This is a genomic window from Streptomyces sp. NPDC050287 (assembly GCF_044459385.1).
In the GTDB taxonomy this organism is placed as follows: Bacteria; Actinomycetota; Actinomycetes; order Streptomycetales; family Streptomycetaceae; genus Streptomyces.
This window is the reverse complement of sequence record NZ_JBITIY010000006.1, coordinates 348,552-369,603: the sequence shown is the minus strand read 5'-3', so window position 1 is coordinate 369,603 and position 21,052 is coordinate 348,552. Positions and strand designations below refer to the sequence as shown.

Genomic DNA, 21,052 nt, shown 5'->3' with positions numbered 1-21,052 from the left:
AGTACTCGGTCATGACGAAGATCGTCAACCACTGGATCGGCGGCAAAACCGTCGAAGGCGCGTCGGGTACGTACGGGCCGGTCACCGACCCTGCCACCGGCGCGGTCCCCACGAAGGTCGCCTTCGCCACCGTCGACGAGGTCGACGCGGCGGTCGCCGCCGCCAAGGACGCGTACGCCACCTGGGGCCAGTCCTCGCTGGCCAAGCGCACGGAGATCCTCTTCCGCTTCCGCGCGCTGCTCGACGCCAACCGGGACGCCATCGCCGAGCTGATCACCGCCGAGCACGGCAAGGTGCACAGCGACGCGCTCGGCGAGGTCGCCCGCGGCCTGGAGATCGTCGACCTGGCCTGCGGCATCAACGTGCAGCTGAAGGGCGAGCTGTCCACGCAGGTCGCCAGCCGCGTGGACGTCTCGTCCATCCGCCAGCCGCTGGGCGTGGTCGCCGGCATCACGCCGTTCAACTTCCCGGCGATGGTCCCGATGTGGATGTTCCCGATGGCCATCGCGTGCGGCAACACGTTCGTGCTGAAGCCGTCCGAGAAGGACCCGTCGGCATCCCTCAAGATCGCCGAGCTGCTGGCCGAGGCCGGTCTGCCGGACGGTGTCTTCAACGTCGTCCACGGCGACAAGGTGGCCGTCGACCGCCTCCTGGAGCACCCGGACGTCAAGGCGGTCTCCTTCGTCGGCTCGACCCCGATCGCCCGCTACATCCACACCACGGCCTCCGCGAACCACAAGCGCGTCCAGGCCCTGGGCGGCGCCAAGAACCACATGCTGGTCCTCCCGGACGCCGACCTGGACGCGGCGGCGGACGCCGCGGTGAGCGCGGCCTACGGCTCGGCGGGCGAGCGCTGCATGGCGATCTCCGCCGTGGTCGCGGTCGGAGCGATCGGCGACGAGCTGGTCGACAAGATCCGCGAACGCGCCGAGAAGATCAAGATCGGCCCCGGCAACGACCCGACCTCCGAGATGGGCCCGCTCATCACGAAGGTCCACCGCGACAAGGTGGCCTCGTACGTCGAGGGCGCGGCGGCCGAGGGCGCTGAGGTGGTCCTCGACGGCACCGGCTACACGGTCGACGGCTTCGAGGACGGCCACTGGATCGGCATCTCGCTCCTCGACAAGGTGCCCACGTCGGCGAAGGCCTACCAGGACGAGATCTTCGGCCCGGTCCTGTGCGTGCTGCGCGTCGACACGTACGACGAGGGCGTGGCCCTGATCAACGAGTCCCCCTTCGGCAACGGCACCGCGATCTTCACCCGGGACGGCGGCGCGGCCCGCCGCTTCCAGATGGAGATCGAGGCCGGCATGGTCGGCGTGAACGTCCCGATCCCGGTCCCCGTCGGCTACCACAGCTTCGGCGGCTGGAAGGACTCGCTCTTCGGCGACCACCACATCTACGGCAACGACGGCACCCACTTCTACACCCGCGGCAAGGTCGTCACGACCCGCTGGCCCGACCCGGCGGACGCCCCGGCGGGCGTGGACCTCGGGTTCCCGCGCAACCACTGACACCGGCCGTCAGCACCCCCTGCCGCGTACCGCACTCGTGGTACGCCGCAGGGGGCTTGTACGTCCGGGGGAGGGGCGGCGGTTCAGCCCGGGGGCTGCATCGGTTGTCGGTGGCGCCCCGTACGGTTGACGCATGGATCTTCGACTGACCCGATGGCGAGAGCTGCTCCGGGGGCCGCGACGGTGGATCGCCGCCGCGGCCGCCGTGGTCGTGCTCGCCGGTGCCGGTACCTGGACGGCCGTCGCCTCCGACGACGCGCCACCGGTGCACCGCACCGACCGGGTCATGGACATGGGCGCCGGCGTGCGCATCGACACCTCGTACTTCACGTCGTCGGAAGCAGGCCGCCGCCCCGCAGTCCTCCTCGCGCACGGCTTCGGCGGCAGCAAGAACGACGTACGGCAGCAGGCCGAGAACCTCGCCCGGGACGGCTACGCGGTACTGACCTGGTCGTCGCGGAGTTTCGGCAAGTCCACCGGAAAGATCGGGCTGAACGACCCGAAGGGCGAGGTCGCCGACGCCCGCAAGCTGATCGACTGGCTCGCCCAGCAGCCGCAGGTCCAGCTCGACAAGCCCGGCGACCCGCGCGTGGGCATGGCGGGAGCCTCGTACGGCGGAGCGATCTCCCTGCTGACCGCCGGATACGACAAACGGGTCGACGCCATCGCCCCGGCGATCACCTACTGGAACCTCGCCGACGCCCTCTTCCCGAACGGCGTGTTCAAGAAGCTGTGGGCCGGCATCTTCGTCAACTCCGGCGGCGGCTGCGACAAGTTCGAGCCGCAGCTGTGCCGGATGTACGAGCGGGTCGCCGAGTCCGGCACCCCCGACGCCCAGGCCGTGAAGCTCCTCGACGAACGCTCGCCGTCCGCCGTCGGCAACCGCATCAAGGTGCCCACCCTCCTCCTGCAGGGCCAGACCGACTCCCTCTTCCCGCTCGGCCAGGCCGACGCCGCCGCGAAGGCGATCCGCGCCAACGGCGCCCCCGTCGACGTCGACTGGATCTCGGGCGGTCACGACGGCGGCAACATGGAGGCCGACCGCGTCCGGTCCCGGACCGCCTCCTGGTTCGACCGGTACCTCGAGGACGACAAGAGCGCCGACACCGGCCCCGCCTTCCGCGTCACCCGCACCCTCGGCACCGGCACCGGCGACGGCGAGACCCGGCTGAGCGGTGTGGACGCGAGCACCTACCCCGGTCTGCGGGGCGACCCGCGCCCGATCGCCCTCGCCGGACGCGAGCAGCGCTTCAAGAACCCGGCCGGCGCCAGCCCGCCCGCCGTCTCCGCCCTGCCCGGCATCGGCGGCGCCGGCGGCCTCGCACAGCTGTCCTCGCTCGGCGTCGGGATCTCCCTCGACTTCCCGGGCCAGTTCGCCGCGTTCGAGTCGGCCCCCTTGAAGAAGGACCTGCAGATCACCGGGTCCCCGACAGCGACCGTCCACGTCAAGTCGACCAGCGACGACGCCGTCCTGTTCGCCAAGGTGTACGACGTCGGCCCCGGCGGCGGACAGCAGCAGGTTCTGCCCTCCCAACTGGTCGAACCCCTCCGCGTCGAGAACGCCAAGGCCGGCAAGGACGTCACGATCACCCTCCCGGCCGTCGACCACGAGGTCTCCGACGGCCACCGGCTGCGCCTGGTCCTCGCCTCCACCGACCTCGGCTACGCCTCCCCGGCCACCCCGGCGACGTACACCGTCTCCCTCAAGGGCGACCTGAAGGTGCCGACCGCCCTCAGCCACAGCAACGCCACGGCACCCCTGCCCGCCTGGGTGTGGTGGCTCCCCCTGGCCGGCGCGGCGACCGCCCTGGCCCTGCTGCTGACGGCCCGTCGCCGCACGACGGCCCCCGCACCCGACCCCGCGCTGGCCGAAGTGCCGCTCCAGATCACGGACCTGAGCAAGCGCTACGCGAAGTCCGCCGACCGGTACGCGGTCCGGGACCTGACCTTCCGAGTGGAGAAGGGCCAGGTCCTCGGCCTCCTCGGCCCCAACGGCGCGGGCAAGACGACCACCCTGCGCATGCTGATGGGCCTGATCAAGCCGGACGCCGGCGAGATCCGCGTCTTCGGCCACGCCATCGCGCCCGGCGCCACGGTGCTGTCCCGGGTCGGCGCCTTCGTCGAGGGCGCGGGCTTCCTCCCGCACCTGTCCGGCCGCGAGAACCTGGAGCTGTACTGGCGGGCCACCGGCCGCCCGCCGGAGGACGCCCACCTGGACGACGCTCTGGAGATCGCCGGCCTCGGCAGCGCACTGGAGCGCGCGGTGCGCACGTACTCCCAGGGCATGCGCCAACGCCTCGCCATCGCCCAGGCCATGCTCGGCCTCCCGGACCTGCTCATCCTCGACGAGCCGACCAACGGCCTCGACCCGCCGCAGATCCGCGAGATGCGCGAAGTGATGATCCGCTACGCGGCGGCCGGCCGCACGGTGATCGTCTCCAGCCACCTGCTGTCCGAGGTCGAGCAGTCCTGCACCCACCTGGTGGTGATGGACCACGGCCGGCTCGTCCAGGCGGGCCCGGTCCAGGAGATCATCGGCTCCGGCGACATGCTGCTGGTGGGCACGGCAACACCGGTCGAGGAGCCCGTCGTCGAAAAGGTCGCCGCGCTGCCGGGCGTAGCCTCGGCGGTCCGCACCGACGAGGGCCTGCTGGTCCGGCTCGGCGGCGGCGGCAGCGCCCGGCGCCTGGTCACCGAACTCGTCCGGCTCGAAGTCCCCGTGGAGTCGGTGGGCCCCCACCGCCGCCTCGAGGACGCCTTCCTCACCCTGATCGGAGAGTCAGCATGAGCGGCAGCACGCTGATCGACCGCGCGGAGGTCGCCGACGGCTACCGCGCGGGCCGCACGCTGCCCATCCGGGTCGAGCTGGTCCGGCAGCTGAAGCGGCGCCGCACCCTCGTCATGGGCGGGATCCTGTTCGCCCTGCCGTTCGTGCTGCTCATCGCCTTCCAGGTGGGCGGCGACCCGGGCGGCGGCAACGCCGGAGTCACCCTGATGGACACGGCCACCGTGTCCGGGGCCAACTTCGCCGCGGTCAACCTGTTCGCCTCCGCGGGCTTCCTTCTCGTCGTCCCCGTCGCCCTGTTCTGCGGGGACACGGTCGCCTCGGAGGCCAGCTGGTCCTCCCTGCGCTATCTGCTGGCGGCGCCCGTGCCCCGGGCCCGGCTGCTGTGGTCCAAGCTCGTCGTCGGCCTCAGCCTCAGCCTCGCCGCGATGGTGCTGCTGCCGGTCGTCGCGCTCGCCGTCGGCACGGCGGCGTACGGCTGGGGCCCGCTGGAGCTCCCCACCGGCGGTTCGCTGTCCGCCGGCCTGGCCGCCCAGCGCCTCGCGATCACGGTGGCGTACATCTTCGTCTCCCAACTCGTCACCGCGGCCCTGGCGTTCTGGCTGTCCACCAAGACGGACGCGCCGCTCGGCGCGGTCGGCGGCGCGGTCGGCCTGACCATCGTCGGCAACGTCCTCGACCAGGTGACGGCCCTCGGCGACTGGCGGGACTTCCTGCCCGCACACTGGCAGTACGCCTGGCTCGACACCGTACGGCCCCGGCTGGAGTGGTCCGACATGATCCAGGGCACCTCCATCTCGATAACGTACGCCCTCGTGCTGTTCGCCCTGGCCTTCCGCGGTTTCGCCCGCAAGGACGTGGTGTCGTAGGTCACCGGAGCATCACCCCCCGGTCTCGACGGCCGTCGTCCGTGCCCTGTTCGAGATCCAGCCGCAACTCCCCGTAGCGCACGTTCCGGCCCCCCGGCCCGTCACAGTCACAGAAACGGCGTCAACTGGCCAAGGGGGCAAGGACGATGGACCGGTACCGGACACGACGGCTGCGCACCGCCCTGCTCGCCCTCACCGCGGCGGGCGGCTTGCTGCTCACGGGGTGCGGGACGAGCGACACGGGAGACCACAGCAGCACAGACCGCGCGAACGGGGCGACCGGCTTTCCGGCCCCCGCGTACACCCAGGGCAGCGGCGAACAGAACGACGAGTCCCGCGCCACGGCCCCCGACCACCTGTCCACCTTCGCCCTCGACGTCGACACCGCCTCCTACGGCTACGCCCGCCGCGCCCTCGCCGACGGACAGCGCCCGGACCCCTCGACGATCCGCCCCGAGGAGTTCGTCAACAGCTTCCGCCAGGACTACCGGCGTCCCGACGGCAACGGCTTCACGGTCACCGTCGACGGCGCCCGCACCGACGAGAAGGACTGGTCCCTGGTGCGCGTGGGCCTGGCCACCCGGAACGCGCGGGACCAGCACGGCGAACGCCCGCCGGCCGCTCTCACCTTCGTCATCGACATCTCCGGCTCCATGGGCGAACCCGGTCGCCTCGACCTCGCCCAGAAATCCCTCGACGTGATGACGGACCGGCTGCGCGACGACGACTCGGTCGCGCTGGTCACCTTCAGCGACCAGGCCGAGACCGTCCTGCCGATGACCCGTCTCGGCGGCCACCGGGGCGAGATCCACGACGCCGTCGACAGCCTGGAACCCACCTACTCCACCAACCTCGCAGCGGGCGTGGAGACCGGCTACGCCACCGCAGTCGACGGCCTGCGCAAGGGCGCCACCAACCGCGTCGTCCTGGTCTCCGACGCCCTCGCCAACGACGGCGACACCGACCCCGACTCCATCCTCGAACGCATCGACGGCGCCCGCCGCGAACACGGCATCACCCTCTTCGGCGTCGGCGTCGGCAGCGACTACGGCGACGCCCTGATGGAACGCCTCGCCGACAGGGGCGACGGCCACACGACGTACGTGTCCACCGCCGACGACGCCCGCAAGGTGTTCTGCGAGGAGCTCCCGAAGAACATCGACCTCACCGCCCGCGACGCCAAGGCCCAGGTCGCCTTCGACCCGGAGACGGTCACCGCGTTCCACCTCGTCGGCTACGACGACCGCCGCGTCGCCGACGACGACTTCCGCGACGACCGCGTCGACGGCGGCGAGGTCGGCCCCGGCCACACGGTCACCGCGCTGTACGCCGTGCGCACCAGGCCGGGCCACTCCGGCCACCTAGCCACGGCGACCGTCCGCTGGCTCGACCCCGACACCCGCACTCCGCACGAGAAGTCGGGTCAGATGGAGGCCGCCGGCCTTCAGGACGACCTGTGGACCTCGCCGTACGGGCTCCAGGTCGCCGCCGTGGCCGCGTACTTCGCCGATGACCTCCGCACGGGCGACGACCGCTGGAACGCCCTCCCCGCTGCCCCGTCGCTCGGCGAACTCGCCGACCACGCCCGCGATGCGGCAGCCGCGCGGGGAGACAAGGCGGTACGAGACCTCGCCGAGGCGATCGACCAGGCGAGTGAACTGACCGAGCCGACCGGCTGACCGCCACGCAGGAGCATCAGCCGGGCGGCGCACACGCGTTGCGGGGTCGGTACGCCCGTGATCGCATCTTCCTGGAATGGCGCTTAAAGGACATTTAGGCGCCGTGATCGAACCGGCCGGCCGCCCGTGGCGGTCGACCCATCGGCAGATGGAGGATCGATGTCGCATCGCGTTCACCGTTCGGCGGCCGTCGTGCTGCTGGCTTCCGCGCCGCTGGTCGCCGCCGCACCTGCGCAGGCCGCCCCGCAGCGCGCCTTCCCCTGCGCCGTCGGCGTCCAGCAGGTCAGCATCGGCGCGACCAGCACGGTCAGCGTCAGTGTCACCTGCGCTGTGGCGCGGACCGTAGAGGTGAGCCTTACGGCGAACGGTGTCCAGATCGTGGACCTGCGGGAAGCCGTTCAGGCCGGCGTCCAACAGAGCGTCAGCGTCACCGTGCCGAAGGTTCCGCAGGTCTGCGCCACGCTGCAGACCGGCGGCCAGAGCACCGTGGTCTGTACGCCCTGAGTGCGGTTCGGTAATTCTGATGTCTCTGAAACGTATATCGGGTAATTAGCACGGCTCGACCTAGTGTGTCGCAAATTGTGCGGTAAGAGAGGTGCGTGTTAGCGTCTGTGACGAGCCGGACACGGTCCGTAAGGAGGGTCGTGTGCGTGAAGAAATCGGAGACGTGATGAACAAGCTCAAGAAGGTCGCGGCCGTAGCGGCGATGGTCGGCGGCCTCGGTCTCATCGGCGGCGGGGTTGCCAGCGCCCACGGCGGCTACGACGGCCCGTTCGACAACTTGCAGCCCGTGGACTGCAAGCAGTCGTTCAAGGACGGCGACCTCGACGTCGAACCCGACGATGAAGTCGGCGGCGACATTAACACCAACCAGGGCAACTTCTGCACGGTGATCGGCACCATCGGCTGATTGCAGGACGCCGCTCATCGGTTTCTTGCCGGGCGCCTCCGACCGTTGTGAACGAGGACCTTCAAGGTCCTTATTCACAACGGTCGGAGGCGCTTTGGGTTTTGATGCCGTTCCCAAAAGGCGCATAACTCGATTACCATCACCCAATTGGGCGTGTCGGGAATGTGGACTTAAGGGCGGCGCGTGTTATCGTCTGTGATGAGTCGGGCACGGTCCGTAAGGAGGGTCGTGTGCGTGAAGAATCGGAGATGCAATGCACAAGCTCAAGAAGGCCGCGGCCGTAGCCGCGATGGTCGGCGGCCTCGGCCTCGTCGGCACCGGGGTGGCCAGTGCCAACGGCGGCCACGACTACGACGACCCGTTCGAGGTCGGCAACCTGCAGGTCGTGAAATGCCACCAGGACTTTGATGGCGGCGACCTCGACGTCGAACCCGACGATGACGTCGCCGGCGACATTAACACCAACCAGGGCAACTTCTGCACGGTGATCGGCTCCATCGACTGATTTCCGTACGTAGGACGGTCGGGTCTCGCGCCTCCCGTGCGAGACCCGTTCCTCAGCCCTTGCCGCGTCGGACGCCCTGATCAATCTGTCGGCTCGGGGCCGCAGGGAAGAGGGCCGACATTGCGCGGTACAGGGGATGTCGATGCGACAAGCTCGACGTCCCCTTTGCCGTGTTGACTGAGGCTGCGATGTTTCATGGCGGCCGCGAGCAATACATGGAGATACGCGTGCGCAGATTCAAGAGGGTCATGATGATGACCACCGCCATCGGCAGCATCGGCCTGACGGGTGCCGGAATCGCCCAGGCCGCGGAATGCGATGGTGAGCCGCCCCACGCCACCGTCGACAATGCGCAGTACCTCGACTGCGACCAGAATTTCAAGTCCGGCCTGATCACGATCAACGCGCCGGTCACCGTGCTGGGTGAAAGTGTCACCAACGTCGGCAACTTCTGCACGCTGGTCGGTCCGAACCGCTGATCGGGTGGCCGTCGCCGGGGCGTCGACGGCCACCTGTGTGGCTCGGTAGAACTTAACAGCAGCGGATCGACAGCGGCCATCTTCACGGTGGCCGCTGAATATTTTTAACCCTATGAATATCGTCCGACAGGTGAAATTCACATCAGTCCCATTTTGTGGGCTGTGCGGATGAACTTCGCCGGATCTTCATTCGTAAGGGTGTCGCCTGCTTGATGCAGGTTTTCCTCCTGGTGCAACATCGATTCCGTCCTTCTGCTGAAGAGGAATGTGAACGGAATCGCCTCGGAGGGAAATATGGGCGATATGATCGTCTTTCCGCGTTGTCCGGAGACAGGGAAAGCATCTTTTCGGACTGAATCCGAGGCGAGGGCCTGGCTGATCAAGCAGCCACTGTTGGAGAAAATTCCGGACCGGATCTACCGGTGCTCGGATTGCCGGTATTGGCACTTCACCGGATCCCATCACTGGACCAGCCAGACAATCAGGTGGCAACGAAACTACGGCAGGCGGCAATCCGTTTCCCGGCGCAACGGCAGGAAGAGGGGACGGAGCTGACGAAACCGGGGTCGGCTTTTCCCACTGCTTCGATCAGGAAGACGAATAGAGTGCGACAGAACCTGAGCAAGGGAATGGTCGTGGCTGCCGCCGCGACCAGCATCCTGTCCCTGTGCGGTATCCCGGCGTTCGCGGACGCATCCTCCGAGGGGACCCTGGAGGGATCGCTCGGTGCCCTGGCGGGCGCGCCCGACATCCAGTCCGACGGCAGCGCGCCTCGCGAGAGCGCCGACCACAGCTCCGTCAGCGGACGCGTCGACGCCAACGCCAACGCCGACGCTTACGGTGACGACAGCGACGAGGGCGGCGACGGCGGTCCCGGCAAGGACGTTGTCGGTAAGGGCGACGGCGGTCCCGGCAAGGACGTCGTCGGTAAGGGCGACGGCGGTCCCGGCAAGGACGTCGTCGGTAAGGGCGACGGCGTCGGTAGCGATAAGGACGTGGTCGGCAACGGCGACGGCGTCGGTAGTGGTAAGGACGTCGTCGGCAAGGGCGACGGCGATGGCGGCCACGCCGTCGACGAGGGCGGCTACGGCGACGACTGGGACACGCCGCCCACCGCTCCTCCCTCCGCGCCTCCCTCGCCCCCCGTCACCACACCGCCGACGAGGACGCCGCCTTCGCACACCCCGCCCTCGGAGAAGCCGCCGGCCGCGCCGCCGACCACGCCTTCGGCGCAGCCTCCCACCCTCCCCGAGACCGGCGCCGGAGCGGGGACCGTCGTGGGCACGGGCGCTGCCGCGCTGCTCATCGGGAGCGGCGTGACCCTGTACCGGCGAGGGCGGACCACTTCCCGTCGGTAGCGCTTCCTGCCGGGTGCCTGACGCGATGCGTCCGGCACCCGGCGTCTGTCGTCAGCCGCCTGCCCGCGACGGTGCCTCCGCGGGTTCCCGGACCGCCGGGACCGGGATCGTTCCGGTGGGCGGGGTGGTGCGCAGCCGGTGGTGCACCCCTCGTACGAGCGTTTTCGCCGTGAAGCCCGCGCCCTGGACGAAGCGCATGGCCGGACCGAACGCGGAAGCGGTCACCAGGCCCGCGAGGAACAGTCCCGGGTGCGACGACTCGAAGTCCCGCCCGACCGCCGGAGAGCCGTCGGCCGCCGTCGCCAGGCTCGCGCGCAGTTCGTCGGAGAGCAGGGTGAGCCGGTCAGGGGTCGCACGGAACCCGGTGGCCGCGATCACGTGTTCAGTCTCCAGGGAGAGCGGCTCCCCGTTCCGGCTTGACGTCTCCAGCCGTACGCCGCCCGGTACCGGACGGGCCGCGGCGACCTCGTGGCCGAGCAGTACCTGCACCGCCGGCTCGACCCGGTCGCGTACCCACCAGGCGCCGGCCGGGCCCAGCGCGGTGGCCGCGATGCGGGCTCGGGTGGGCTCGGGCAGGCGGCGGAAGAGGCCCGGGCGTTCGGCGTAGAACCAGTTGCGCCAGCCGCAGCCCAGGCCGCTGTGCGGGGCGCGGGCCGACTGCCACAAGGGGCGCTGCAAGGGGGGTGGCACATCGTTCCAGCACAGCCGGCCGGCCCGGGCCAGCACGCGTACGCGGGTGCCCTGTTCGGCGAGGAGTGCCGCGGTCTCCAGGGCCGCCTGGCCGCCGCCGATCACCGTGACGTCCCTGCCCCGGAAGCGGCCGAGGTCACTGTGGTGACTGCTGTGCGAGACGAGCGCGGGGTGCAGGCCGTGCAGGGGGGACGGCACCTCCACGAAGGGGATGACGCCGACCGCCAGTGCCACCGTCCGGGCGCGCAGCACCTCTCCGTCCTCCGTGACCGCCTCGAACCCGGGCGGGCGGGCCGTCACCCGGCTCACCATCCGCTCGTCCACCCGGGGCAGGGCATGCCGCGCGAACCACAGGCCGTACGCGGCGAACTCCTCCACCGGGATCGGCTGCGCGTGACGCGCGGTCAGTCCGCGGGCCGCGCAGTACGCGTCCAGCCCCCAACGCCCCTCGGGATCAGCGAGGTTGGATGCCCAGGGTTCCGATTTCAGGAACATGCCACGGGGCATGTGGTCCCGCCAGGACGCCATGGGCCGCCCGAGGACGCGCAGGTTCAGCCCGGCGGCCGCGGCATGGGACGCGATGGACAGGCCGTACGGGCCGGCGCCCACCACCAGCAGGTCGTACATCAGCTTCTACTCGCTCTCTCGTCGTCGGTCGGGTTCGGCGTGGCCGCCTGGCGGACCACGCGCGTCGGTGCCGGTGCCGTCGTGGCCGCACTCAGCCGCTCGCGCAGCCGGTGGGACACATGGCGGCACCACAGGGTCCACATCGCCCGGCCGGGAGCCGGGTCGTCCGAGGCGTACCAGGCCAGCTCACGGCCGCGGGGTGCCGACCGCAGCGCGGCGAGCGGCGCGTAGTTCTCCACCACGAACACCCGCCCCGGCCGCGGTGAGCTTTCCGGCACGGGACGGTGCGTCAGGTCGAGGTGCAGGGCGCGTACGACGTCCAGGCCGGCGGTGTCGGTGAAGAGCCGGAACTGGGCGCCGGGACGCGGGTTGAAGTCGAGCAGGTGGTAGCGGCCCGACGTGCCGCAGCGGCGGAAGTCGAGGTCGAAGATCCCGCGGTAGCCCAGCTCCCCGGTCAGCCGCTCGGCGAGCGCCCGCACCTGCGGGTTGGGCGTCCAGCAGCCGACCGCGGTCAGGCCCGCCCCGCGTGGCCAGGCCCGCTGTTTGCGGCCCGGGCCGCCCGCGCGCACGGCGCACGAGCGGTCCGCGTATCCGTGGAAGAACCAGTCGCGGTCGGGGCCCGGCGGCAGATGCGCCTGCAGCAGCAGCGGGCTGCCGGCCTCCTCGGTGCGCAGATACAGCTGCCGCGCCTGGCGCGCCGAGTTCACCAGTACCGTGCTGCGCAGCCCGCTGCCGTCCGGCACCAGCCAGGGCCTGCTCCACTTCGCCACCACCGGCAGTCCCAGGTGCCCGGCGGCGTCGGCGGCCTGTGCCGGACTGTCCGGGACCACCGTCACCGGGTGCGGGATGCCGGCGGACGCGCAGAGGGCGGCCAGTTCGGCCTTGTCGGCGACACGTTCGGGCAGTGCGCCGGGTCCGGCGGGCAGCAGATAGGAGGGCGCGAGTTCCTCACGCATGCGGCTCACGGCGATGGCGCTCACGTCGTCCATCGGGACCAGGACGGCGGGACGGGCGATCTTGGTGGCCACCCGGCGCAGTACCGCGGCGATCTCCCGGGGAGAAGCCCCGGGCGGCGGCGGGGGATGCATCTGGTGCGCGAAACGCGACCGGGCGACGGGACTTCCCGTCGAGTCGGCGACCACATGCACCTCCACTCCCGCTCTGCCCAGTGAGCGCACGGCTCCGAGCGTCCCGTGGTGAAAGGGATTCCGGTCGATCCGCAGCAGAACAGCGGGGACGCGGGTGTCGAGCAGTGACATGGACGGTCTTTCCTTGGGTCGGCTCACCCGTGCGGGCGAGCGAGTCACTCGAAGGCCGTAGGGCCGGTGGCGCCATGTCATTTCATGTGACTGACTTCGTGTGACAGGGCGTCAGCAAAAGGTGACAGGACGTCAGCGTGCGTGCGTAGAGCGACCAAGAGCGGAGAGAGGAGCAGGCATGGCCCCCCAGCAATGTCGTGCCCGGATCGGACGGCCGGCGGTCATCGCGGTGGCGGTCGCCGTCTTCGTCACGCTGGTGTCCGGCCCCGGGTTCGTGGCGGGGGCGGTGAGCTTCCCCGACCCTCCCGATCCGACGCCGGCCGCCCCTGTGCCGTCCGCCCCGGCGCCGACGGCTTCCGCGCCGACCCCGGTCACGCCCTTCGCGGAAACGGAATCGGCACAGCCGCAGGAAGCCACGCTCACTCCCGTCCCCACGGCCCCGTCCGACTCGGTAGCGCCGACCCCGTCCGACTCGGTACCGCCGACCCCGTCCGGCTCCGTGCCGTTGACGCCGTCCGCCCCCGGGCCGTCGACCGCGCCGCTCGCGAAGGACGGGCCCGCCTTCGGGGCCTTCCTCGGCTCCGGGGCACTCGGTGTGGCCCGCATGGAGGAGTTCAGCAACTGGCTGGGCGGGGCCGACCTGCGCGTCGGCCACACCTACCTGCCCGGTGACAGCTGGAGCAACATCGAAGGCGCTCCCGACGTTCTCGACCCGTGGGCGCGCTGGCGCAGGGACCGGGACGACCGGATGCTCGTCCTCAACGTGCCCATGCAGGAGCGCAACGAGTACCCCGTCTCCGACGCCCAGGTCCGGCTGTTGCTGCGGCAGGGCGCGGCCGGCCAGTTCGACCACCACTTCCGTGCCCTCGCCGAGCGGCTGGTGGCCCTGAAGGTGCCGGACACGATCCTGGTGCTCGGCTGGGAGATGAACGGCACGACGTACGCCCATCGCTGCGGGCCGGATCCGGAGGCCTGGAAGGAGTACTGGAACAGGATCGTCACCACGATGCGCTCGGTGCCGGGCCAGAAGTTCCGGTTCGACTTCACTCCGAACCGCGGCCGGGACGCCGTTCCGTGGACGACGTGTTATCCGGGAGACGACACGGTCGACATCATCGGCATGGACACCTACGACCAGCCGGAGGGCCTCTCGTTCGCCGAGCAGGTCACGGAGCCTTACGGGCTTCAGGCACACGTCGACTTCGCGAAATCCCACAACAAGCCCATCTCCTACGCCGAGTGGGGGCTCTTCCGCAACGGTGACAACGCCGTCTACACGCTGGGCATGCTCGCCTGGATCGCCATGCACAAGCCGCTGTACAACACGGTGACCGACTACTGCCCGCACGGTGTCTGGCAGTGCGCGGCCAACACCATGTCGTCCCGGATCTACCAGTTCATCCTGTTCGGCCGCACCGAGGAACCGGCCGTCCCGGAAGACCCGGTCTCGACCGAGGTCCCGGCCACCCCGGAAGACCCGGTCCCGACGGAAGTGCCGGTCACGCAGCCCACGTCGAACCCGTCCGCCGAGGCCGACCTGTCGCAGCTCCCCGCACGCTGTTCGTCGCTGCACCTCGGCGACTGGATCGAGCACTGGTTCGGGGGCAAGCTGTGCCTGCTCCTCGAATGGTGGTCGCGCATCCGATGACGGCCGTCGGCGGCGGCTCATGAGACGGGGCCGCGGTCACCGGTAGGGCGCAGCGGGAGGCGGCGCAGTACATCCTTGCCGCTCCCGCGTGCGACCGTGCCCCAGAGCACCGCCGACATCAGCGGGGCCGTGCGCCGGCGGGCCAGCAGCAGACGCTGGTTGACGACCGGTCGGGGCCGCCAGTGGTGCTTGTACGGCTCGTTGCCCCGCAGCAGGCTCAGCGCGCCCGGGCCGGCGGTACCGATGTGCTGGGCGCACGCGTCGAGGAGCATCACCGCCACGTCCGCCTTGCGTTCCCGCAGGCTCGGGTGGGCCCCGTACAGATAGCCGCCCATGATCCGCCGGGACAGCAGGGTCACGTCCACGGCCACCACGTCACCGCCGAGCCGGAACTCGGTGACCACCGCGTCTCCGGAGCGCACCATCGGCACCACGGAGCGCACCAGATGCTCACAGAAACGGGTGCGCAGATGCTCCGGCGTCACCTTCCGCCCCTGCCACTGCAGGCGGTGCAGCTCGACCAGCCGCCGCAGCGCCGCGCTCACCTCGTCCGGCCGTACGACATGCCGCTCCACACCGAGCGACTTCAGCTTGCGCAACTTGGCGCGCACCCGCTGGGCTCCGCGGGACGGCAGCCGGGACACCAGCGCGTCCATGGGCGCGGCCGGCAACTCCAGGCACAGCGAGTCCCGCACCCGTCGGCGTGGACCGCTCCAGCGGTCGTAGACGCGCTCGACCGCCCCGCCCGGGCGCACCTCGCGGAAGTCGATCAGCGCGGTGCGGGCGGCGGCCGAGAGCGCCTCGGTGAGCGCGGCTGCCGCCCGGTCCGCCCGCTCGTCGTCGATGAGCACATCCCCGTAGTCGGAGATCACCCCGCCCAGGGGTACCAGCGTCGGCACCGGGCCGCGCCGGAGCATCAGGGGCGCGGCGGCGACGAGTTCGCTGCCCTCGCGCACCAGCACCAGCCGCAGCCGGCCGGGCCTGCCGTAGGACAGCCACCACGAGTGCAGCCAGGCGTGGTTCTGGAACGGCGTCGCCGCGCCGCACCGCTCGTACAGCCGCCCCCATTGCGGGGCCAGCTCGGCGAAGACGCGCGCTTCGGTGACGATTTCCGTCGTGTACGCCGCTGTCACAGCTGTCCGTGCACGTCTGCGGCAGGGGCCTGAACGGGCACCGGGGAGGGCCGGAAGGCGTCGTGGACCCCGGGTGTGGTCCGCCTCGGCCGGACGAGCAGCAGCAGTCCGCCGAGCAGGCCGCCCGCACTGGCGCCGACCAGAGCGGTCACCTTCGGCGACGGGGACGACGGCTCGGTCGGCCGCACCGCCTGTGAGAACTGGAGGAGTTGGACATGGGTGCTGACCATGGTGGCGTTCGCGTGCACGGTCAGCGCGCGGGCGACGGCGTTGGCCATCCGGGCGGCGGCACCGGGGCGCCGCGAGGTGGCCGAGACGGAGATCATCGGGGCGTCCGGAGAGGTCGCCGTCCGCACGCTCCGCTGCAACGTCCGCACCGGCACGTCCGCCGACACCTGCGCGTCCCCGAGCACAGCGAGCTGCGTGGCGGCCCGGCCGTACGCCTGCGCGAAGCCGAGCGCGGAGGCCGGGTCGGACTGCTCGGTGGGTACCGCGACGACGTAGCTGGTGGCCGTGTACACCGGGGGCCTCCACTGGCTGTAGGCGACGCCGGCCAGGCAGCCGGCGGCCGTGCAGAACGTGAGCAGCGCCCAGGGCAGCAGCGCGGCCGCGAAGCGGGCCAGGCGCCCGGACCGCCGGGGGCGTGGGGTGGGGTGGTCGGTCATGAGGAACGGGCTCCCTGGAGTGAGGGGGACGACGAACTGGACACCGCCGCCGCGTACACGTCCATGAGCCGGGCGGCGCTGCGGGTGATGCTGTAGTGGTGGGCGGCTTCCGGGACCGCACGAGGCCGTGGACCGGCCGCGCGGACCTCGGCGACGGCGCGGGCGTACGCCTGCGGACCGCCGTGCACCCGCCGGGCCGCGGCGGCGGCCCGCGGGGGCAGGTCCTCGACCGCCGGGCAGGAGGCGTAGAGCACGGGCAGCCCGGAAGCCAGGGCCTCCACGACCGCCAGTCCGAAGGTCTCCTGCGGGGACGGCGAGACGAGCAGGTCCATGGCGGCGGTGAGAGAGGGCAGGTCGGGGCCCAGGGAGCCGTCGGGGACACTGGGGCGTTCGCCGGTGAACAGGACACGTTCGGCCACGCCGGCCTCATGGGCCGTGCGGCGCAGGACGCTCGACTCCGGGCCCGCTCCGACCAGCAGCAGCCAGTGGTCGTCGGGAAGCCGGGCGATCGTCCGGATCAGGACGTCGAAGCGTTTGCCGGGGGCGAGCCGGCCGATCCCGCCGACGACGTAGGCGTCCTCCGGCAGGCCGAGGCGCCGACGGGTGTGGTGGCGCCGCGACCGGTCGAAGCGGAACCGGGCCAGGTCGACGCCGTTGGGGACGACCTCGATGCGCGGGGCGGGTACCCCCCAGCGTCTGAGACGGTCGGCGACCGTGGCGGAGACGGCGACCGTGGCGGAGCCGAGGCGCTCGCTGGCGAGATACAGCGCCCTGACGCCCGCGGTCAGCGGCCGGCCCTCCATCTGGGAGTCACCGAGGGAGTGTTCGGTGGCGACCACGGCCCTGACGCCCGCCAGACGGGCGGCGGGACGGCCGTAGACACAGGCGCGGTAGAGGTGGGTGTGCACCAGGTCGTAGCCGCCCGCGCGGATCAGGCGGACCAGGCGGGGAAGCGCGGACAGGTCGCGGTTGCCGCCCATGCCGAGGTGGTGCACGCGGACGCCGTCGGCGACCAGCCCGTCGGCGACGGCACCCGGGTTGGTCAGGGCGACCACGTCGCATTCCACGGGGAGGTGGCGAAGCAGCAGGCGCAGTTGCTGTTCGGCGCCGCCGACGCCCAGACCGGTGATGATGTGCAGTGCCCTCATGTCACACACCCGCCACGGGGCGCCGCCGCAGCCGGTGCAGCTTGTGCTTGAGGTGGAGCCGCCAGGCCGTGTCGTTGTCGCCGATGTGCAGCCGGGGGACGGCGTGCGGGCCCGTCAGGTCGCCGGGAGCGATGGCGCAGGCGTAGGTGTATCCGGCGTCCCGTGCGGCGGCGACGACGCGCCGGTCGACCCTGCCGTAGGGGTAGCAGAAACCGTCGACCGGAGCGCCGGTCAGCTCCGTCAGCAGCGCCCTGCTGTCGCCGACCTCGGCCTTCAGCGTGACGTCGTCGGCCCGGGTGAGATCGACATGGGTCAGCCCGTGCGAGCCGATCTCCACGCCCTCGGCGGCCGCGTGCCGGATGTCGTCGGCGGTCAGCAGCGGCTTGCGCGGGCCGAGCGGGTCCCAGGAGTTGACGCCGCCGAGGCGTCCGGGCAGGACGAAGACGGTGGCGCCGCAGTTCCAGCGCAGCAGCACCGGAAGGGCGTGGGTGAGGAAGTCGGCGTATCCGTCGTCGAAGGTGAGACCGACCAGGCTCCTTCCCCGCCCCTGGGCGCGGGCGGCGAACAGCTCGCGCAGGGACACACCGCGCAGCCCGCGCCGGCGCAGCCAGGCCAGCTGCCCCTCCAGCCGCTCGGGGGTGACGGTGATGCGGTACGGGTCGTCCGAGCGGTCGCCCACGGAGTGGTACATCGCCACCCAGGGGGCCGGGCGGGAACGCGCCGCGAGGACGGTGCCGGTGACGGGGGAATCAACGGGAACGGCCATGCGTCAGCCTCCGCGTGACGGTACGTACGGAATGGAAAGCGGATGCGCAGCCCTCGGCGCCCAGCGCCCGGCTGAGCGGGAGGAACACCGCGGTCACGGTCAGGCAGCCGGTCAGGAGCCCCGCCACCGGGGACTCGGGCCAGCTCGCGGCCAGCGCCCCCGCCACCGTCGCGACCACCGCGGCCCGCAGCGGCTTGCTCAGCTCGGCCAGCACCGGCCGGACACGGATCGGGACCCCGCGCGGTTCGCGGTGCCCGGGCTTGCTCGCGAGACCGGCGAGCAGCAGTGCGGCCGTGACGGTGATGCCGGCGGCGTTGGCGGCGGCGATCCCGGGCACACCCCACGGACCCACGGTCGCCACCCCGATCCAGGAGGTCGCGATGATGCCCGCCGCCATGGCGCCGACCGGATACCAGGTGGGCCGCCCCGCCGAGAAGTACGAGCGGATCAGGACGCCCACCAGGGTCTGGCCGAGCAGCCCGAGTGCGTACACGCGCAGGACGCTCGCCGTCGCCGCCGTGTCCTGTGCCGTGAACGCGCCCCGCTGGAAGAGGAGTTCGGTGATCTGGGGGGCACAGGCGATCACCGCGGACGCGCCGAGGAGCAGCAGCAGGGAAGCCAGGGCCAGGTCCCGCTCCACACGGGCCCGGGCCCGTTCCGTGTCGCCGTCCGCGAGCGCCCGTGCGATCACCGGGAACGTGACGGTGCACAGCATCAGCGACAGCGTCATGGGGATCTGGGCCACCTTCTGCGCGTAGTTGAGGTGCGAGATGGCCCCGGCGGGAAGGGTGGAGGCGAGGAAGCGTTCGATCAGGACCTGGGACTGGCGGCACAGGGCGAAGCCCAGAACGGCGCCCAGCAGGGACAGACCCATCGGGCGTGCCTCGACCCCGGAAGCACCTGAAGCGGACGTACGATTCCTCAACTGTCGCCACAGAGACGGAAGTTGAACCGCCACCATCAGGCAGCCGCCGGCCGCGACCCCGGCCGCCGCCGATCGCACGCCCCAGCCTTCGCCGAGCAGGGACATCGTGGCGATGATGCCGGTGTTGTAGGCGACGTAGATCGCCGCGGGGGCCAGGAAACGCCGATGTGCCCGCAGGGCCGCGCTGCAGTACCCGGCGAGCCCGAAGGTCAGCACGCAGGTCGCCGTCAGCCGGGTGCAGTCGACGGCGAGACGGGGATCGGGCAGGCCGGGTGCCAGCGCCTCGACCAGGTACGGGGCCCCGCCGGCGACCAGCGTGGACACGGCGACGAAACCGAAGGACAGGCGAGGCAGCGTGCCGGCCACCAGGGAGCGGACCGGGTCGCCGGCGGAGCCCTGGGCGCGTCGGGCCAGGGCCATGCTGAACGCCGGGATCAGCACGAAGGCCAGGCCGTCCTCGATCAGCAGCGTGGCGGCGAACTCCGGCACGGTCCACGCGATCAGGAAGGCGTCCGTCTCGCTGCCCGCCCCGAACATCCGGGCCAGTGCCTGGTCGCGCACCAGGCCCAGCAGCGCTCCGGCGACCGACAGCGACGCCGTGATCAAGGTGGCCTTGGCGAGGAAGCCCCGGGAGACCCCGGTGAGGTCGGTGCTGTCCGCGGCCCGCGCCGCGGGCAGGGCCACCCGTTCGGTCCCGGAAGCGGAAGCAGGCTCGGTCCGCGGAATCCCGGGCGGTGTCAGCGTCATCGCGCCACGGCCTCCTCGACCCTGCGCGGCAACGGAACCGACACCGCGCCCTGCCGCTCGCCGTGCCCGGCCAGCGCCCACCAGGCCGCCAGCCCGAAGCACACCCCGGTCAGCACGGTGGAGGGGCCGCCGATGTCGGCGTACAGGAAGTCGGTGAGCTGCCGGACCAGCAGTGCGCAGGCGATGAGCGCGCAGTCGAGGCCGGGGCCCCGTGTCGCGCGGGTCCGCGACAGGCCCCACAGCGCGCACACCAGCAGCGCCAGCCAACTCCCGCCCAGCGCCACCAGCCCGGTCAGGCCCTGCTCGCTCAACACCAGCAGGTACATGTTGTGCGGCGACAACAGCGGCTGCCTGCGGTACGCGGACCCCGCGCCCTCCGTGTCGCTGGCCGCCGACAGCGCCGGCGAGGCGTACCCGTCCCGGTACTCGGGGAAGCCCTTCAGGCCGACGCCGGTGACCGGGTGGTCACGCCACATGCCGGTCGCGGCCGCCCACAGGCTGTACCGGTCGATGACGGACTGGTCGGGAGCGTCGGTGACCCGCGTGATGCTGTCGATCCGCTCCTGCAGCATCGCCGTGCCGACGCCGAGGCCGCCCACCAGGACCACGGCCGCGGCGGCCACGGCCGCGGCGGCCACCAGCGCGCGCCGCGCCCCGGCCAGCACCAGCTGCGCCGCACAGGTCACGGCCGTGGCGATCCACGCGCCCCGGCTGAAGGACAGCGCGAGCGGCGCCAGCAGGACGAGCGCGCACCCGACGGCGACCGACCGCTGTCGGGGGGAGGTACGGCCGAGCGCGAGACCGAGCGCGCACACCAGGCCGACGGAGACCACCGAGGCCATGCCCATCACGTCCTGCGGGCCGAACGTGCCGACGGCACGGATGTCCTCGCCCTGGTACGAGGCGCCGGTCCGGGTGACGTACTGGTGCGCTCCGACGGCCCCCTGCCACAGGGCGAGCCCCACCAACGACCAGGCCAGCAGCCGGAAGTCGCCCCGGTCGCGGATCAGCAGCAGGACCGCCGCCGGGACCAGCACGAAGACCTGCAGAAAGCGGCCCATGCCGGTGACACCGTCCCACGGTGAGGGCGCCCCCACGGCGGCGACGGCGAGCCCGACGACCGGCAGCCCCAGCACCACGGCGGCCGTACGGGACAAGGGCCGCCGCCGGTCCCGTACGAGACGGATCGCGCAGTACAGCACCGCCAGAGCGGACATCGCGTCGGCGGGACCCGCGCCGTCCGGGGGGCGCGGCAGCGCCAGCAGGGCGAGCACGGCCACCACGGGCAGGACCGGTGACCGGAAGGTGCCGCGGCGAGGGAGCAGTGTCAGCGCGAGGCCCACGG

19 protein-coding genes are annotated in these 21,052 nt (G+C 71.6%); 10 read left to right on the top strand and 9 right to left on the bottom strand.

The window, feature by feature from the left end:
- Nucleotides 1-11 precede the first annotated feature (11 nt).
- The 8 genes from mmsA (at nucleotide 12) to ACIBK3_RS23610 (ending at nucleotide 8,741) form a co-directional block, all read left to right on the top strand.
- Complete coding sequence (mmsA, locus tag ACIBK3_RS23645; protein WP_399368410.1) at nucleotides 12-1,514, top strand: CoA-acylating methylmalonate-semialdehyde dehydrogenase; 1,503 nt, start codon at nucleotides 12-14, stop codon at nucleotides 1,512-1,514.
- Between the two features lie 133 nt (nucleotides 1,515-1,647).
- Nucleotides 1,648-4,302, top strand: coding sequence for an alpha/beta fold hydrolase (locus ACIBK3_RS23640; RefSeq protein WP_399368408.1), 2,655 nt, complete (start codon nucleotides 1,648-1,650; stop codon nucleotides 4,300-4,302).
- On the top strand, nucleotides 4,299-5,168 hold the full coding sequence (locus ACIBK3_RS23635) for an ABC transporter permease (protein WP_399368406.1): 870 nt from the start codon (nucleotides 4,299-4,301) through the stop codon (nucleotides 5,166-5,168). Before ACIBK3_RS23640 ends, ACIBK3_RS23635 begins: the two co-directional genes overlap by 4 nt.
- Nucleotides 5,169-5,314: 146 nt before the next feature.
- Complete coding sequence (locus ACIBK3_RS23630) at nucleotides 5,315-6,847, top strand: von Willebrand factor type A domain-containing protein (protein WP_399368404.1); 1,533 nt, start codon at nucleotides 5,315-5,317, stop codon at nucleotides 6,845-6,847.
- 159 nt (nucleotides 6,848-7,006) lie between these two features.
- The gene (locus tag ACIBK3_RS23625) at nucleotides 7,007-7,351 is read left to right on the top strand and encodes a hypothetical protein (RefSeq protein ID WP_399368402.1); all 345 of its coding nucleotides are present in this window, start codon (nucleotides 7,007-7,009) and stop codon (nucleotides 7,349-7,351) included.
- A 142-nt stretch (nucleotides 7,352-7,493) separates the two neighbouring features.
- Nucleotides 7,494-7,757, top strand: coding sequence for a hypothetical protein (locus ACIBK3_RS23620; protein ID WP_399368400.1), 264 nt, complete (start codon nucleotides 7,494-7,496; stop codon nucleotides 7,755-7,757).
- A gap of 253 nt (nucleotides 7,758-8,010) precedes the next feature.
- Entirely contained in the window at nucleotides 8,011-8,262 is a 252-nt protein-coding gene (locus tag ACIBK3_RS23615) for a hypothetical protein (protein ID WP_399368398.1), read from the top strand.
- Nucleotides 8,263-8,489: 227 nt separating this feature from the next.
- The gene (locus ACIBK3_RS23610; protein WP_399368396.1) at nucleotides 8,490-8,741 is read left to right on the top strand and encodes a hypothetical protein; all 252 of its coding nucleotides are present in this window, start codon (nucleotides 8,490-8,492) and stop codon (nucleotides 8,739-8,741) included.
- A 137-nt stretch (nucleotides 8,742-8,878) separates the two neighbouring features.
- Here ACIBK3_RS23610 and ACIBK3_RS23605 read toward each other — a convergent pair whose 3' ends face one another.
- Nucleotides 8,879-9,124, bottom strand: coding sequence for a hypothetical protein (locus tag ACIBK3_RS23605; protein WP_399368394.1), 246 nt, complete (start codon nucleotides 9,122-9,124; stop codon nucleotides 8,879-8,881).
- Nucleotides 9,125-9,346: 222 nt separating this feature from the next.
- On the opposite strand from ACIBK3_RS23605, the gene ACIBK3_RS23600 reads away from it, so the two are divergent.
- The gene (locus ACIBK3_RS23600; protein ID WP_399368392.1) at nucleotides 9,347-10,099 is read left to right on the top strand and encodes an LPXTG cell wall anchor domain-containing protein; all 753 of its coding nucleotides are present in this window, start codon (nucleotides 9,347-9,349) and stop codon (nucleotides 10,097-10,099) included.
- Nucleotides 10,100-10,150: 51 nt separating this feature from the next.
- Here the strand turns inward: ACIBK3_RS23600 and ACIBK3_RS23595 are convergent, their stop codons facing one another.
- Together ACIBK3_RS23595 and ACIBK3_RS23590 are read right to left on the bottom strand one after the other, a co-directional pair.
- On the bottom strand, nucleotides 10,151-11,416 hold the full coding sequence (locus ACIBK3_RS23595; protein ID WP_399368390.1) for an NAD(P)-binding domain-containing protein: 1,266 nt from the start codon (nucleotides 11,414-11,416) through the stop codon (nucleotides 10,151-10,153).
- Complete coding sequence (locus ACIBK3_RS23590; RefSeq protein WP_399368389.1) at nucleotides 11,416-12,675, bottom strand: ATP-grasp domain-containing protein; 1,260 nt, start codon at nucleotides 12,673-12,675, stop codon at nucleotides 11,416-11,418. The genes ACIBK3_RS23595 and ACIBK3_RS23590 overlap by 1 nt, the downstream gene beginning before the upstream one ends.
- Before the next feature lie 178 nt (nucleotides 12,676-12,853).
- Here ACIBK3_RS23590 and ACIBK3_RS23585 point away from each other — a divergent pair, with 178 nt between their 5' ends.
- Nucleotides 12,854-14,323, top strand: a complete 1,470-nt coding sequence (locus ACIBK3_RS23585) for a glycoside hydrolase family 26 protein (RefSeq protein ID WP_399368387.1) — start codon at nucleotides 12,854-12,856, stop codon at nucleotides 14,321-14,323.
- A 17-nt stretch (nucleotides 14,324-14,340) separates the two neighbouring features.
- Here the strand turns inward: ACIBK3_RS23585 and ACIBK3_RS23580 are convergent, their stop codons facing one another.
- From ACIBK3_RS23580 to ACIBK3_RS23555, 6 genes are read right to left on the bottom strand one after another with little or no spacing between them, the layout of a single operon-like run.
- Entirely contained in the window at nucleotides 14,341-15,456 is a 1,116-nt protein-coding gene (locus ACIBK3_RS23580; protein ID WP_399368385.1) for a GNAT family N-acetyltransferase, read from the bottom strand.
- Nucleotides 15,453-16,121 carry a lipopolysaccharide biosynthesis protein gene (locus ACIBK3_RS23575; protein ID WP_399368383.1) on the bottom strand — a complete coding sequence of 223 codons (669 nt, stop codon included), beginning with the start codon at nucleotides 16,119-16,121 and terminating at the stop codon, nucleotides 15,453-15,455. Before ACIBK3_RS23575 ends, ACIBK3_RS23580 begins: the two co-directional genes overlap by 4 nt.
- On the bottom strand, nucleotides 16,118-17,269 hold the full coding sequence (locus ACIBK3_RS23570) for a glycosyltransferase (protein ID WP_399368381.1): 1,152 nt from the start codon (nucleotides 17,267-17,269) through the stop codon (nucleotides 16,118-16,120). Before ACIBK3_RS23570 ends, ACIBK3_RS23575 begins: the two co-directional genes overlap by 4 nt.
- 1 nt (nucleotide 17,270) lies before the next feature.
- The gene (locus ACIBK3_RS23565; protein ID WP_399368379.1) at nucleotides 17,271-18,035 is read right to left on the bottom strand and encodes a polysaccharide deacetylase family protein; all 765 of its coding nucleotides are present in this window, start codon (nucleotides 18,033-18,035) and stop codon (nucleotides 17,271-17,273) included.
- Entirely contained in the window at nucleotides 18,019-19,707 is a 1,689-nt protein-coding gene (locus ACIBK3_RS23560) for a lipid II flippase MurJ (RefSeq protein ID WP_399368377.1), read from the bottom strand. The genes ACIBK3_RS23565 and ACIBK3_RS23560 overlap by 17 nt, the downstream gene beginning before the upstream one ends.
- Nucleotides 19,704-21,050, bottom strand: a complete 1,347-nt coding sequence (locus ACIBK3_RS23555) for an O-antigen ligase family protein (RefSeq protein ID WP_399368375.1) — start codon at nucleotides 21,048-21,050, stop codon at nucleotides 19,704-19,706. The genes ACIBK3_RS23560 and ACIBK3_RS23555 overlap by 4 nt, the downstream gene beginning before the upstream one ends.
- Between the last annotated feature and the right edge of the window lie 2 nt (nucleotides 21,051-21,052).